Source organism: Streptomyces sp. NPDC058000, from assembly GCF_042886435.1.
GTDB lineage: Bacteria > Actinomycetota > Actinomycetes > Streptomycetales > Streptomycetaceae > Streptomyces.
On record NZ_JBHVQS010000065.1, the window covers coordinates 12,636 to 25,551 of the forward strand.

Sequence of the window (12,916 nt, forward strand, 5' to 3'; positions counted from 1 at the left end):
TACCGTCCGCGGGACGGCACCCGGAACGTCAGCCGAACGCCAGCTTGATCAGCCAGAACGCCAGGGCGGCGACCAGCGCCGCGGCCGGCATGGTGATGAACCAGCCCATCACGATGTTCTTGGCCACGCCCCAGCGCACCGCACGCGAGCCCTTGGTCGAGCCGACGCCCATGATCGAGGCGGTGATGACGTGCGTGGTGGAGATCGGCGCGTGGAACATGAACGACGCCACGTACATCACCGAGGCGGACGTGGTCTCCGCGGCGAAGCCCTGCGGCGGGTCCAGCTCGATGATCCGCCGGCCCAGCGTCCGCATGATCCGCCAGCCGCCCGCGTACGTACCGAGCGACATGGTGATCGCACAGGCCAGCTTGACCCACAGCGGAATGGCGTCGTTGGCCTTCTCGACGTCGGCGATGACCAGGGCCATCACCACGATGCCCATGGTCTTCTGGGCGTCCTGGAGGCCGTGCCCGAGCGCCATGCCCGCCGCCGAGACGGTCTGCGCTATGCGGAACCCGCGCTTGGCCTTGTGCGGATTGGCCTTACGGAACAGCCACAGGATCAGCACCATCACGAAGTAGCCGAGCACCAGGCCGATCACCGGCGAGATGAACATCGGCAGGACGACCTTCGAGATCACCCCGGACCAGATCACCGTCGTACCGCCGGCGAGCGCGGCACCGACCATGCCGCCGAACAGTGCGTGCGAGGACGACGACGGCAGGCCGAAGTACCAGGTGACGAGGTTCCAGACGACCGCGCCGAGCAGCGCGGCGAAGAGGATGCCCATCCCCTTGGCACCGTGGGGAGTGGAGATCAGCCCTTCACTGACCGTCTTGGCGACGCCGCTGCCCAGAAAGGCACCGGCCAGGTTCATCACGGCCGCCATCGCCAGCGCGGCCCGCGGGGTCAGCGCCCGCGTCGACACCGAGGTCGCGATGGCGTTCGCGGAGTCGTGGAAGCCGTTGGTGTATGTGAAACCGAGCGCGACCGCAATGGTCACGACAAGCGCGAAGGTGTCCATGGCCGGGGCTCAGGACTCCTTGACCGCGATGGTCTCGACCGTGTTGGCGACGTGCTCGAAAGCGTCCGCCGCCTCCTCCAGGATGTCCACGATCTGCTTGAGCTTGAGCACCTCGATGGCGTCGTACTTGCCGTTGAAGAGGTGGGCCAGCAGCTTGCGGTGGATCTGGTCGGCCTGGTTCTCCAGACGGTTGACCTCGATCCAGTACTCGGTGAGGTTCGACATCGTGCGGAGGTTCGGCATCGCCTCGGCGGTCAGCTCGGCCGCCCGCGCCAGCACCTCGATCTGCTGCTCGACTCCCTTGGGGAGCTCCTCGACCTTGTAGAGGACGACCAGATCGACGGCCTCCTCCATGAAGTCCATGATGTCGTCGAGCGACGAGGCGAGGGCGTAGATGTCCTCGCGGTCGAACGGCGTGATGAACGAGGAGTTCAGCTGGTGGAAGATCGCGTGTGTCGCGTCGTCCCCCGCGTGCTCGGCCGCCCGCATGCGTTCGGCAATCTCAGCCCGTGCGGAGGCGTCCGCCCCGAGCATTTCCATCAGGAGTTTGGAGCCGGTGACGATGTTGTCCGCGGAAGCGGCGAACATGTCGTAGAAGCTCGTCTCCCTGGGGGTCAGACGAAAGCGCACGTGAAATCCTCGGGGTGCATCGGATTCGGTCGAGTTGATGCTAGGCGCATCATCCAGCCACAGCTAACCGGCATTCCTTCAGTGTCGCCCATCGGGCAGCATGCTCTGCACGGGGTACCGCGGGTGCCCTCAAACTTCGGTACGATATACCCGCCGGGGGTATACGGACCGCCTCAATACCACGGGAGATGGCCATGACGACCACGGACGCGGGCACCAGCGGCGGCACCGCAGCCGCCGCGGCCTGCCACGGCCCCCAGCCGGAATCCGCCCCCCGCACCGGGCCCGGAGCTGTGACCGATACCGCTGTGGAAAATCCGGCGCCGGGCGGTCACGGCTACGCCAAGCAAAAGGACGCGCACATCAAGCGACTGCGCCGTATCGAGGGCCAGATCCGCGGCCTCCAGCGCATGCTCGAAGAAGACGTCTACTGCATCGACATACTCACTCAGGTCTCGGCGAGCACGAAGGGCCTGCAGTCCTTCGGCCTCCAACTGCTGGAGGAGCACCTGCGGCACTGCGTCGCCGACGCCGCCACCAAGGGACCGGACGCCATCGACGCCAAGGTCCAGGAGGCGACCAAGGCGATCGAGCGGATGCTACGGAGCTGACCGCCGCGGAGCCGGGCGCGTCAGGGCGGGTCCGGCGCCCCCCGGTCGGGGCCGTCCCGGCGCGGAGCCCCGGCCACGTGCAGGAGTTCGTCGATCCGGTCGTTGCTGAGCCGGTCCTCGCTCGCGGCCGCCGCCGCGATCATCAACTCACCGGTGAGGTCGATCTCGGCCAGGGCCACCTGGTCCTGAACGGTCGGATGGCGATGGGCGGGCACGTCCGACACCTCCTCCCTTCGAGCGCCTTCCCACGCCTCGGTGGTTACCGCCAGCGTAGGGAGCGCCGCCCGTCCCGCACATGACACGGAAGGACCATTTCCGCTCCTGCCGACCGCCGCGGACGCGACCCACGAGCCCCGGCCCCCGAGGCCCCGGCCCCCGAGGCCCCGGCCCCGACGACGCGGCCCACGCCGCCGCCCGCTAGGACGACGCCGAAGCGATCTTCCCGGTGAAGATGTCGCGCCGGTCCGGCAGCCGCACCGCGACCACGGTGCCGAACCCGTACAGCTCGGTCGTGGAGGTCACCGACGCCCCCGCCGGCGCGCCGTTGGCGAACCGGAACCGCTGGCGGACCTTGCGCAGCCGCCCGGCGTCGTCCAGGTACGCGTCGAACGGCACCACGGCGGTGGTGAACCCTTTTTCCGCCGCCACCAACGCCGGCCGGGTCCGCGCCGACGCCCTCCCGGCGGCCGCGATCAGATCGGTCGTCCCGCGGTAGTGCCGCACCACCACCCCGTCCAGCCGCTCCTCCCCCTGGAACGTCACCTCCCGCGCGCCGCGCAGCAGTTCGGCGGCGGCCAGCGGGTCGGTCACCCCGCCGGTGACCAGATTCCCGTCGGACAGCGTGGCGGTGTCCACCCGCACCCACTTGTCGACCGGCACCCCCGCTCCCCGGTTCTTCATGAACAGCGCGCCGGGCGCCAAGATCTCGGTGATCGGCTGGTGGCCGCCGCTGGGCTTGCCCTTCAGGTCCGGCAACACCACCCGCAGCTGCCCGCTGGCGGTCGCGAAGTCATAGCCCCCGATCCCCCGGATCGCCACCCGCGTCCCGCCGCTGACCGTCTCCATCGCCGTCCGCACCTTGGCGGTGCCGGCCCGCACCAGCGCCTCGACGCCGCGCCGCAGCTCCACCGCGGCCGCCGCCCGCCCGGGCGCCGCGTGGTCGTCCGCCGCGGCACCCTCCGGTGAACAGCCCGTCGTCGCCAGCAGCCCCGCCATCAATCCCGTCCCGCACGCCACGGCCGCGGCGACCGCACCGCCTCGTCTGTCCTGCACCACCATGCGTACGAGCCCCCTCGGCCGCTGCGTTCGGGACCGCCTGGGCCGGCCGGTCCGCTCGGGACGGTCGGACGTTCCGCCCCCGGCTCGTCTGACGGTGCGTCGACCGATCCGTTCAACGACCGTTTCGGGGCCTCGTCACGCAACGGCACCCCGGGCGCGGCCCCGGTCGGCGCACTCCCGTCGCCGCCCGCCGGACGGGAATTCCGCGGCAGGGGCTAGCGTGGCCGGGTGCCCGAATCCCTCCCGCACCACGTCTTCACCACCGAGCGCGGTTCCTTCTGCCTGGCCCGTTGCGACTGCGGTTGGACCGGGATGGCCCGCCGCGCCCGCTCCCAGGCGCGGACCGATGCCGAGCGTCACCTGGCCGCCGCGCAGGGCAGCCACGGCGCCGCCCCCGGACGCCCCGTGGAATGACCCGGTCCGTTCCGGGAACCCACCACCCCCCGCGCCGCATCTGGGTAATCAGGGACACAACAGCACCGCGCGGCAACGGACTTCACTCGCGTTACCGGACGGAACGGCACAACGGGGACGCGTCCGGTCGCCCCCGCCCGGTGCGGTGTCCCGGCACACGCCCCGCGACCACCCGCCGGACGACCGGCGGACCGGGGCCGGACCGTACGACAACCAAGGGGGATTCATCCCAGTGAAGCGGCGCACACTCCTGACGGCCGGCGGCGGACTCGCGGCCACCTCCCTCGCCCTGGCCACCGGCTGCGACGCCCCGGGCGGACCCGCCGCAGCGGCCTCCGGCAGCGGGACCACAGGCGCCATGAACACCGCGGCCGCCGCCAAGAGCCCCGCCACCCAGACGGCCTGGAACGCACTCGGCAAAAGCCTCGACGGCGACCTGATACGCGCGTCCGACGCCTCCTACACCTCCGCCCGACGCCTCTACAACACCCGCTTCGACACCCTCAAGCCGTCCGCCATCGCCTACGTCAAGCACCCCGGCGACATAGCCGAATGCCTGGCCTTCGCCCGCCGCTACAACGCTCCGGTCGCCATCCGCAGCGGCGGCCACTCCTACGCCGGCTTCTCCAGCGGCGACGGCAAGCTCGTCATCGACGTCTCGGCGCTGAACAAGGTCGGCGCGCCGTCCGGCGGCACCACCCGGATCGGCGCCGGCGCCAAACTCATCGACGTCTACGAGGGCCTGGCCCCGCACGGCGTCACGGTCCCCGGCGGCTCCTGCCCCACCGTCGGCATATCCGGCCTCACCCTCGGCGGCGGTCACGGCGTGGTCTCCCGCGCGTACGGCCTGACCTGCGACAGCCTGGTCGGCGCCACCGTCGTCACGGCCGACGGCAAGACCGTCGACTGCGACCAGGACCACCACCCCGACCTCTTCTGGGCCCTGCGCGGCGCCGGCAACGGCAACTTCGGAGTGGTCACCGAACTCCGCTTCCTCACCCACCCGGCGCCCCGCGCGGTGATGGGGTACATGACCTGGCCGTGGTCGAAGGCCGCGGCGGTGCTGGGCTCCTGGCAGAAGTGGGGCCCGGACCAGGCCGACGAGATATGGTCCGCCGCCCACTTCGACGCTCGCCCCGGCGGCACCCCCGCCGTCTCCGTCGCGGCCTTCTCCCTCGGCGGCTACCGGGACCTCCAGAACGCCGTCGACAAGCTCGCCGACCAGCCCGGCGGCCCCGGCCCGGCCACCCACGTCAGCCTCACCCCGATCGGCTACCTGGACGCGATGGAGGCGTACGCGGGCTGCTCGTCGAAGTCCACCGCCCAGTGCCACATGCCGGGCACCCTCCCCGGCCACACCGGCGCCGGAATGCTGGGCCGGGAGACCTACGCGGCCCGCTCGCACTTCTTCGACCGCTCACTGTCCGCGGCGGGCGTCCAGAACCTGCTGACGCAGATCGAGAGCGGCGGCCGCAAGGGCGTCACCGGCAACGTCGCGCTGACCGCGCTGGGCGGGGCGATCAACCGCGTGGGCGCCGGCGACACCGCCTTCGTCCACCGCCGCTCCCGCTTCCTCGCCCAGTACCTGGCGTCCTGGCCGGCCGGGGGCTCCGGCGCCACCAGCACCGCCTGGCTGAACGGCTTCCACAGCGCGATGCAGCGCCACTCCTCGGGCGCGGCGTACCAGAACTACACCGACGCCGGCCTGTCCGACTGGAAGTCCGCCTACTACGGGACGGCCGCCGCCCGCCTCGACAAGGTCAAGCAGAGCTACGACCCGCAGCGGCTGTTCAGCACCTTCGCCCAGGCCCTCTGACCCGCCCCGGACACCTACGGAACGCCGATGGCCCGGCCCCCCTTCCACAAGGGGCCGGGCCATCGCCCTACGCTCCGTCGGACGCCCGGGCTCCGGGCACCCGGACCGTCAGGCCGGATCGGACCGTCAGGCCGGATCGGGAGGTGTCACGCCGCCAGGTCCTTGTCCCGCTCGTCCTGATGGCGCAGCGCCGGCTCCGCGGCCATCACCGGGCCGGGCTCCACGCCCCGGCCGGCCGCCACCGGCTCCGTCGACCGGCCTCCGGCCCGAACCAGCCAGGCCAGCGGCGACCGTTCGACCGCCGTCATCATCGGCACCAGCACCGCCTGCGCGAGCGGCGCCAGCAGCAGCGCGACGGCCGTGCCGAGGGCGAACCCGCCGACCACGTCGGTCGGGTAGTGGACGCCCATGTAGACCCGGCAGAACCCTTCGAGCAGCGCCAGCCCGATCCCGATCAGGCCGAAGCGGCGGTGCGCGATGAAGAGGCCGACGCCGACGGCCATGGTGAGCGTGGCGTGATCGCTGACGAACGAGAAGTCGCTCTTGCCGGGGATCAGCACCGTCAGGCCGGCGTGGTCCTTGAACGGCCGCGGCCGCTCGACGAATCCGCGGATCGGGATGTTGGCCAGCAGCGCCAATCCGGCGGCCAGCGGCGCCCAGACCAACCCGGCGATCGCGGCCGGCCTCTCCGGCCGGCGGCGGGCGGCCCACCAGGCGATCAGACACAGCACTCCGAGGGCGGCGACGATGCCGTACTCACCGAGGAACTCCATCGCGCGGTTCACCCACTGTGGAGCGTGCTTCGCGAGGCCGTTGATGCCGTCGAGCACGTCGACATCGGGGTTCGGCCCCTCGAATGCGAGTCCAGCCATCTACCGTGGCCCCTTATCTTCCGCGCGCCGTGCGAGCGCCGCCCTGTGCTACCAACCCCCGTTGCCGATCCGCGTGACCGTCGAGCCTGTGCTGCCGCGAGCGTTGCCGTGTCCCCACGCCAGGGGAACGCGCCGCTCGCCCCCGGCGTTCCACTCTCCACGGGATGATCACCAGGACGTTATCGAAGCTTGATGCGTCACCGCAGTTCAGGACTTATGTTCACCCGCCGTTCCCGGTGGGGAGCGCTTTCGCGCCATCCGACGTCACGCGGGTGGCGCCGATGTAGTCCGGCGTATCGATCTTGTCGAACCGGATCACCGCTCCGGTGTAGGGCGCGTTGATCATGTACCCGCCGCCCACGTACATGCCCACGTGGTGGATGGACCGCGGGTCGTTCAGGTCGTACGCGAAGAACACCAGGTCGCCCGGGAGCAACTCGTTCCGCTTCGGGTGCGGGCCTGCGTTCCACTGGTCGTTCGCCACCCGCGGCAGTTCGATGCCCACCGACTCGTAGGCGGCCTTGGTCAGCCCCGAGCAGTCGAACCGCCCGCCCTGGTCGGCCGTTCCGTTGCCGCCCCACAGATAGGGCGTGCCGAGCTTGCCCTGGGCGTAGTAGATGGCGCCCGCGGCCTGCCGGGAGGACGCCACCGGGCCGACCGGGGCCTCGAAGCTCTTGGCCAGCGTCGTGATCGTCTTCACGTAGTTCTGCGTCTCGCCGTACGGCGGCACCCCGTTGTACTGGATGACCCGGTACGCGCCCGCGTTGTAGGCGGCGAGCATGTTCTCGGTGGCGTTCCCCGCCGCGCCCTTCACATAGCCGGCCAGTTCGCAGTCGTACGAGGCGGCCGACGGAATGGCGTCCTCCGGATCCCAGATGTCCTTCTTGCCGTCGCCGTTGCCGTCGATGCCGTGAGTGGCCCACGTCTCCGGGATGAACTGCGCTATGCCGCGGGCGTCCGCCGGGCTCTGCGCATGCGGGTTCCAGCCGCTCTCCTGGTAGAGCTGCGCCGCCAACAGGGCCGGATTGATGGCCGGGCAGAGCGTCCCCCACTTCTGCACCAATGACTGGTACGCGGCCGGCACCGCCCCCTTGGCCAGCCCGACCGCCCGGCCCGCGGCCCCCGCCAGCCCGGCCGCCGCCCCATACGTACCGATCACGAGCAGGCCGACCAGGCAGAGCATCAGCCCCACCCCGAGCCCACTGGCCATCCAGAATTTCCGCACCCCACAACCCTCCCCCATTCAGGCCCGGTTCACAGCCCTTTCGCCGGCCACCGCGCGCCCTGCCGCCGCATCCCGGTGCACGGGCCGGCGCACAGGGCGCTTCGAACGGTGTGCGATTCGCGTCACATCCGCCCGCCGCCACCACGGACCCGCCGAACCGCCCTCCCCGCCCCGCCCCTTGGGGCACGCCTCAGTGGACACCGCCCCACCCTCGCCCCACTCCTCCCCCCACCCCGCCCCGACAGTCATTGCTCAGCGTTATCCCCCGTGATACACACGGTGAGACAAAGGGAGGCGGCGGACGGCGGACGGGGCCACCCACACGACACCCCCACCGGATCCGTCAAAGAAAGCCGCCAAGTCGACATCTGATGGCGTCTTCGTCAGCGAAGATGGAGACTGGATCCGTGCCGAACGGCACGGCCTGGCAACTACCCATAAAGGGGCGGTGAGTTCACACATGTTCATTGCAGCCCAAAAGGGCGACATCACCACCATCATCGGCGGAATCGCCCCGGACTGGGGACCGTTCGGCACACTGGGCAACGAGGCCCGCGTGATGGTGGAAGTCATCATGGCGGTCGCGATCCTGATCTGCCTCGGCATCGCCATCTGGGGCGCCGCCAAGCAGCGCATCGGCGCCACCGCACTCCGCGACACCTTCAGTGCCGAGCAGGGCAAGGGCCTGATCGTGGCCGGCCTCACCGGTGTCTTCATCATCGGTTCACTCGGCACGCTGTTCACCATCGTCTACGGCATGGCCGTCTAGCCGCCGCGCACCGGCGGCCCGACGGCCGGCCGCCGGACGGCCCGGGCACCCCGGCGGGACGGGCACCACCCTTCACCCTGCCCGCCACCACCGGCCACCACACCGCGCACGTCGGCACGTACCCGTCCCGGCGCCGCCCCTCGTGCGCCCCCGCCCGGCCCCTCTCCGCCGTCCCGTGCCCCCACATGTCCCACCCCCTTGCCCGAGGCCCCATGCTGACGCTCACTCACCCCGGACCGCGGGGCCCTGAGCCGCGCCGTGACCACACCCGCCACCAGCGGGCCGATTGGGCTGCCCGTGTCGCGGGGACAGGTGGTTCCGGAGACAAGCAGGCCGCGGCGGGCGTTCGGCGGACGAAGGGCACAAACGCCCCAGAGTCCCCCATTCGCCTCTGCCGCCCAGCAACTGAGGACCCGTCACGGTGAGATGTACTCGTACCACTTCACCCGAGCCGCCGCCCGCGCAGCTACGGTCATATGAAGGCGGCACACCTACGGCACGGACGGCGAGGGCGGCAGCGGCGATGGCGGCAGAGGGGGCACAGGCGCGATGAGTATCGGCGACGACGGAGGCTACGGCGACGGCCGCGGCTCCGGTACGGGCCAGACCAGGACCAGACTTCCCGACGGCGAGACCGACACGTACGGCACACCCCGCCGCGCCCGGGCCGGCCTCTCCAGCCGCAACCTCATCACGGTCGTCGGCGTGGTCGTCCTGCTGCTCGCGGCCATCGCCTTCGCGAACCGGGGCGGCAGCGGCAACAGCGAGACCGACTCCGGCTCCACCGGCCCCGCCAAGGACCGGGCCGCGGCCCAACCGACCGCCCCCACCGGCACCAAGCCGGTCACCGGCAAGACCGGCGACATCGCCTCCGGCTTCCCGAAGACGGAACAGGGGGCGCAGTCGGCGGCGGCGAATTATGTGGTGGCGCTGGGCTCCAGCCCCATGTTCAACCGCGACCAGCGACACCAGATCATCGGCACCGTCATGGCGCCGTCGGCCGTTGACGCCGTCCAGGCCAAGCTCGACACCCTCTACTCGCCGCAGTTCTTCAAGAACGCGGGACTGAAGCCGGACGGCACTGCACCGGCGGGGATGGCATTCGTCTTCCGCACCATCCCGGTCGGCACCAAGGCCACCGCCCTCTCCGCCTCCGAGGCAACCGTCGACGTGTGGTGCACCGGCCTGCTCGGCCTGGCAGGCGAGGGCTCCACCAAGCCGGTCACCACGAACTGGATCACCTTCACCATGAAGCTGACCTGGACCGGCAACGACTGGAAGACGCTGAGCTACACGCAGAAGAACGGTCCGGCGCCGGTCAGCGGCGATGTTCCCGCGTCCGGGGCGAAGGAGATCGCGGGAGCGGTCGCAGGGTACGGAGGTTTCACCTATGCCCGGTAATCCGCTCGGCCGCCGCACGCTCTCCCGCGTGTCCTTGGTGACGGCAGTTCAAACCTCGCTGATTCTCTTCGCCACCCGGGCCTTCGCCGCTCCGAGTCCCAAGCCTTCCGGTGACACCTGCGATCTCGTCCCCGGCGCGCAACAGCAGTTTTGCCAGACCGGCGACAAAGCCGGCACCGGTGTGCCCAAGCTGCCGACCGGCAACCCACTCGACAACAACCCCCTGGACCCCCTCGGTTCGCTTGCGCAGGGGTGTGCCAAAGCTGCGGCCTGGATTGTCGATAAATTGTCGGAGGCCGTGAAGGCCACCTCGCAGGTGGACTTCACGAATGCGGCGTTCCTGCGGCAGTACGCGGTGGTCTTCGCCGCGTCCACCGTGCTCACGCTGGTGCTGTGGCTGCTGGCCGTCGCCAAGCGGGCCGTGCGGGGGGTGCGGCTGACGGAGGCGATCAGTGAGGCGGTCGGGTTCCTCTGGCTGACGGTGCTGGCGTCCGCGTTCACGCCGTTGATCCTCTACACGGTGGTGTCGGCGACCGATGGCGTCACCGAGATCATCGCGAAGGGGACGGGGGCGCAGACCGACACGTTCTTCGGGGCGTTCTCGCAGGCGTTGACCAAGGGGACGGACATCGGCGGCGGCCCGATCATGCTGATCGTGGTGTCGTTGGTGTCGGTGCTGGCCGCCGGTGTGCTGTGGCTGGAGCTGGTGATCCGGGCGGCGCTGCTGTACGTCGGGGCGCTGCTGGGGACCGTGGTGTACGCCGGGCTGGTCGACAAGAACATGTGGGGTCACGTCCGCCGCTGGGCGGGGATCATGATCGCGGTGATCATGGTGAAACCGGTGATCGTGATCGTGTTGGGGATCGCCGGTGCGCTGTCCGGGGACAAGGGACCCAACGCCTTCTCGGCCGTGGTGTCCGGGCTGGCCATCATCGTCCTGGCGATCTTCGCGAGTGCGGTGATCTACCGGTTCGTGCCGGGCTTCGGCGACGAGATGGTCTCGGCGCGGTCCAGCAAGGGACGGGCCACCGACGGCAGCCAGGCGGCCGCCATGATCTCGTCGCCCGCGGCGCTGGTGTCGCAGGGCATCAAGACGCACAGTTCCCGCCGGTCGGGCGGGGACGGCGGCGGCGCGCAGGGCGGGCAGTCCCGGCCGGCCGACGCGGTGTCCGGCGGGGTCGCCGCGCACGGCTCCCGTTCGGCCTCGACGGCGCCGGCCCCCCGGACGACCCCCGGTACCGGCGGTCCCCGCACCGGCAAGACACCTGGAGGTGAGGGGCGTTGAGTTCGCCGTCCCAGCCGATCGCGCCGCGGCGCACGTACTTGATCGGCCGCGCCCGGCCCAACGCCGTCGTCGGCAAGAACCGGGAGACCGGCGAGATCACCCTGATCATCGCCGGTGCGTTCCTCGGGATGATGTGCGGGCTGTTGGTGCCCTCGCTGCCGCTGCGGATCGCCAGCCTGACCGGTTTCCCGATGCTGGGGCTGGCCCTGGTCTACGTCCCGTACAAGGGGCGCACGTATTACAAGTGGTTCGAGATCCGGCGGAGTTTCCGCCGTAGCGTGCGCAAGGGCGGGGCGGTGTACCGCTCCGCGGCCGCGGAAGCCGGCGTACGGCTGGACGGGAGAGAAGTGGAGATCGGGCCGCCGCCCGGGATCGGGCGGATCAGTTGGCTGTCGGCGCCGTTCGGGCCGGACGAGATCGCGGTGCTGCTGCACGCCGATCGGCGGACGGTGACCGCGGCGATCGAGATCGAGGGGCCGGGCGTCGGCCTGCGGGACAGCGAGGACCAGGAGGCCCTGGTCGACCGGTTCGGGACGTTGCTGAAGCACGTGGCCAACGGGGACGGGTTCGTGACCCGGTTGCAGATGCTGGCGCGGACGCTGCCCGCCGATCCGGACGCGCACGCCAAGGACGTCGCCCAGCGGGGGGACACCGGCTCCCCGCACTGGTTGCGTGAGTCGTACGAGCAGTTGCAGTCGATGGTGTCCACCTCGTCCGAGCAGCACCGGGCCTATCTGGTGGCCTGTATGCACTTCAACCGGGAGTTGGCCGCCGAGGCGGTCACCATGGCCCGGGCCGCGGCCACCCAGCGCAGTGGTCTGCTGCGCCGGAAGCTGGACCGGGACGCCGGGCTGGCGGTGGTGATGGCCCGTGAGCTGACCGACATCTGCGCCCGGTTGACGGAGGCGGACATCCGGGTGCGCCAGCCCCTCGGGCAGGCGCGCCTGTCCTCCCTGGTGCACTCCATGTACGACCCGGACCACCCGATCGACCACATCCAGGCGATGAGCAAGCGCAACGCCTGGCCGGCCGAGCTGGACGCGACCGAGCCGACGTACCTCCAGGCCAAGACCCGGGAGTCGTCGACGCGGGCGCCCTGGTGCCACGCCACCGCCTGGGTCAAGGAGTGGCCGCTGACCCCGGTGGGCGTCAACTTCCTGGCACCGCTGCTCGTCCACACTCCGGACGTGATCCGGACGGTCGCGGTCTGCATGGACCTGGAGCCCACCGAGGTGGCCATCGAGCGGATGCTGACGGAGAAGACCAACGACGACGCCGAGGCGAGCCGGGCGGCGAAGATGAACCGGGTGGTGGACCCGCGGGACGTCGCGCACCACGGGCGGGTGGACCAGCGCGGCGAGGACCTGGCGTCCGGTGCGGCCGGGGTCAACCTCGTCGGCTACCTCACCGTCTCGTCCCGTTCGCCCGAGGCGCTGGCCCGCGACAAGCGGACCATCCGCGCTTCGGCCGGAAAGTCCTACCTCAAGCTGGAGTGGTGCGACCGTGAGCACCACCGGGCCTTCGTGAACACCCTGCCGTTCGCGACCGGTATCCGCCGTTAACGCCGCCAACGCCACTTAAGCCCCGG

The 12,916-nt window shown here is 70.8% G+C and carries 13 protein-coding genes; 7 read left to right on the forward strand and 6 right to left on the reverse strand.

The annotated features are described in order from the left end of the window. Window positions 1-28: 28 nt before the first annotated feature. Together ACFVT2_RS36965 and ACFVT2_RS36970 are read right to left on the reverse strand one after the other, a co-directional pair. Window positions 29-1,027 carry an anion permease gene (locus tag ACFVT2_RS36965; RefSeq protein WP_390025343.1) on the reverse strand — a complete coding sequence of 333 codons (999 nt, stop codon included), beginning with the start codon at window positions 1,025-1,027 and terminating at the stop codon, window positions 29-31. A 9-nt stretch (window positions 1,028-1,036) separates the two neighbouring features. After that, window positions 1,037-1,657, reverse strand: a complete 621-nt coding sequence (locus tag ACFVT2_RS36970) for a DUF47 domain-containing protein (protein WP_100606098.1) — start codon at window positions 1,655-1,657, stop codon at window positions 1,037-1,039. 194 nt (window positions 1,658-1,851) lie between these two features. Between ACFVT2_RS36970 and ACFVT2_RS36975 the strand changes: the two genes are divergently transcribed. Continuing rightward, the gene (locus tag ACFVT2_RS36975) at window positions 1,852-2,268 is read left to right on the forward strand and encodes a metal-sensitive transcriptional regulator (protein WP_390025345.1); all 417 of its coding nucleotides are present in this window, start codon (window positions 1,852-1,854) and stop codon (window positions 2,266-2,268) included. Window positions 2,269-2,288: 20 nt separating this feature from the next. Here the strand turns inward: ACFVT2_RS36975 and ACFVT2_RS36980 are convergent, their stop codons facing one another. Both ACFVT2_RS36980 and ACFVT2_RS36985 read right to left on the reverse strand, forming a co-directional pair. After that, the gene (locus ACFVT2_RS36980) at window positions 2,289-2,492 is read right to left on the reverse strand and encodes a hypothetical protein (RefSeq protein ID WP_390025347.1); all 204 of its coding nucleotides are present in this window, start codon (window positions 2,490-2,492) and stop codon (window positions 2,289-2,291) included. A gap of 193 nt (window positions 2,493-2,685) precedes the next feature. Then, window positions 2,686-3,546 (reverse strand): hypothetical protein, encoded by an 861-nt coding sequence (locus tag ACFVT2_RS36985; protein WP_390025349.1) that lies wholly within the window; start codon window positions 3,544-3,546, stop codon window positions 2,686-2,688. 228 nt (window positions 3,547-3,774) lie between these two features. Here ACFVT2_RS36985 and ACFVT2_RS36990 point away from each other — a divergent pair, with 228 nt between their 5' ends. Both ACFVT2_RS36990 and ACFVT2_RS36995 read left to right on the forward strand, forming a co-directional pair. Next, entirely contained in the window at window positions 3,775-3,960 is a 186-nt protein-coding gene (locus tag ACFVT2_RS36990) for a hypothetical protein (RefSeq protein ID WP_390025351.1), read from the forward strand. A 232-nt stretch (window positions 3,961-4,192) separates the two neighbouring features. After that, complete coding sequence (locus ACFVT2_RS36995) at window positions 4,193-5,776, forward strand: FAD-binding oxidoreductase (protein ID WP_390025353.1); 1,584 nt, start codon at window positions 4,193-4,195, stop codon at window positions 5,774-5,776. A gap of 146 nt (window positions 5,777-5,922) precedes the next feature. On the opposite strand, the gene ACFVT2_RS37000 is transcribed toward ACFVT2_RS36995, so the two are convergent. Together ACFVT2_RS37000 and ACFVT2_RS37005 are read right to left on the reverse strand one after the other, a co-directional pair. Next, window positions 5,923-6,648, reverse strand: a complete 726-nt coding sequence (locus ACFVT2_RS37000; protein ID WP_390025355.1) for a phosphatase PAP2 family protein — start codon at window positions 6,646-6,648, stop codon at window positions 5,923-5,925. 220 nt (window positions 6,649-6,868) lie between these two features. Next, complete coding sequence (locus ACFVT2_RS37005; protein ID WP_390025357.1) at window positions 6,869-7,873, reverse strand: NlpC/P60 family protein; 1,005 nt, start codon at window positions 7,871-7,873, stop codon at window positions 6,869-6,871. Between the two features lie 460 nt (window positions 7,874-8,333). Between ACFVT2_RS37005 and ACFVT2_RS37010 the strand changes: the two genes are divergently transcribed. The 4 genes from ACFVT2_RS37010 to ACFVT2_RS37025 all read left to right on the forward strand — a co-directional run bounded on the left by ACFVT2_RS37010 (window position 8,334) and on the right by ACFVT2_RS37025 (window position 12,890). After that, window positions 8,334-8,642 carry a hypothetical protein gene (locus ACFVT2_RS37010; protein WP_390025359.1) on the forward strand — a complete coding sequence of 103 codons (309 nt, stop codon included), beginning with the start codon at window positions 8,334-8,336 and terminating at the stop codon, window positions 8,640-8,642. Window positions 8,643-9,191: 549 nt separating this feature from the next. Continuing rightward, window positions 9,192-10,043 carry a hypothetical protein gene (locus ACFVT2_RS37015; protein ID WP_390025361.1) on the forward strand — a complete coding sequence of 284 codons (852 nt, stop codon included), beginning with the start codon at window positions 9,192-9,194 and terminating at the stop codon, window positions 10,041-10,043. Continuing rightward, window positions 10,033-11,328, forward strand: a complete 1,296-nt coding sequence (locus ACFVT2_RS37020; protein WP_390025363.1) for a hypothetical protein — start codon at window positions 10,033-10,035, stop codon at window positions 11,326-11,328. Before ACFVT2_RS37015 ends, ACFVT2_RS37020 begins: the two co-directional genes overlap by 11 nt. Then, window positions 11,325-12,890 carry an SCO6880 family protein gene (locus tag ACFVT2_RS37025; RefSeq protein WP_390025365.1) on the forward strand — a complete coding sequence of 522 codons (1,566 nt, stop codon included), beginning with the start codon at window positions 11,325-11,327 and terminating at the stop codon, window positions 12,888-12,890. Before ACFVT2_RS37020 ends, ACFVT2_RS37025 begins: the two co-directional genes overlap by 4 nt. Window positions 12,891-12,916: the final 26 nt, after the last annotated feature.

Bases quoted from the DNA above. Each gene is read 5' to 3' on its own strand.
- ACFVT2_RS36965 (WP_390025343.1), bottom strand. From the start codon at position 1,027: ATGGACACCTTCGCGCTTGTCGTGACCATTGCGGTCGCGCTCGGTTTC.
- ACFVT2_RS36975 (WP_390025345.1), top strand. From the start codon at position 1,852: ATGACGACCACGGACGCGGGCACCAGCGGCGGCACCGCAGCCGCCGCG.
- ACFVT2_RS36985 (WP_390025349.1), bottom strand. From the start codon at position 3,546: ATGGTGGTGCAGGACAGACGAGGCGGTGCGGTCGCCGCGGCCGTGGCG.
- ACFVT2_RS37000 (WP_390025355.1), bottom strand. From the start codon at position 6,648: ATGGCTGGACTCGCATTCGAGGGGCCGAACCCCGATGTCGACGTGCTC.
- ACFVT2_RS37010 (WP_390025359.1), top strand. From the start codon at position 8,334: ATGTTCATTGCAGCCCAAAAGGGCGACATCACCACCATCATCGGCGGA.
- ACFVT2_RS37015 (WP_390025361.1), top strand. From the start codon at position 9,192: ATGAGTATCGGCGACGACGGAGGCTACGGCGACGGCCGCGGCTCCGGT.
- ACFVT2_RS37020 (WP_390025363.1), top strand. From the start codon at position 10,033: ATGCCCGGTAATCCGCTCGGCCGCCGCACGCTCTCCCGCGTGTCCTTG.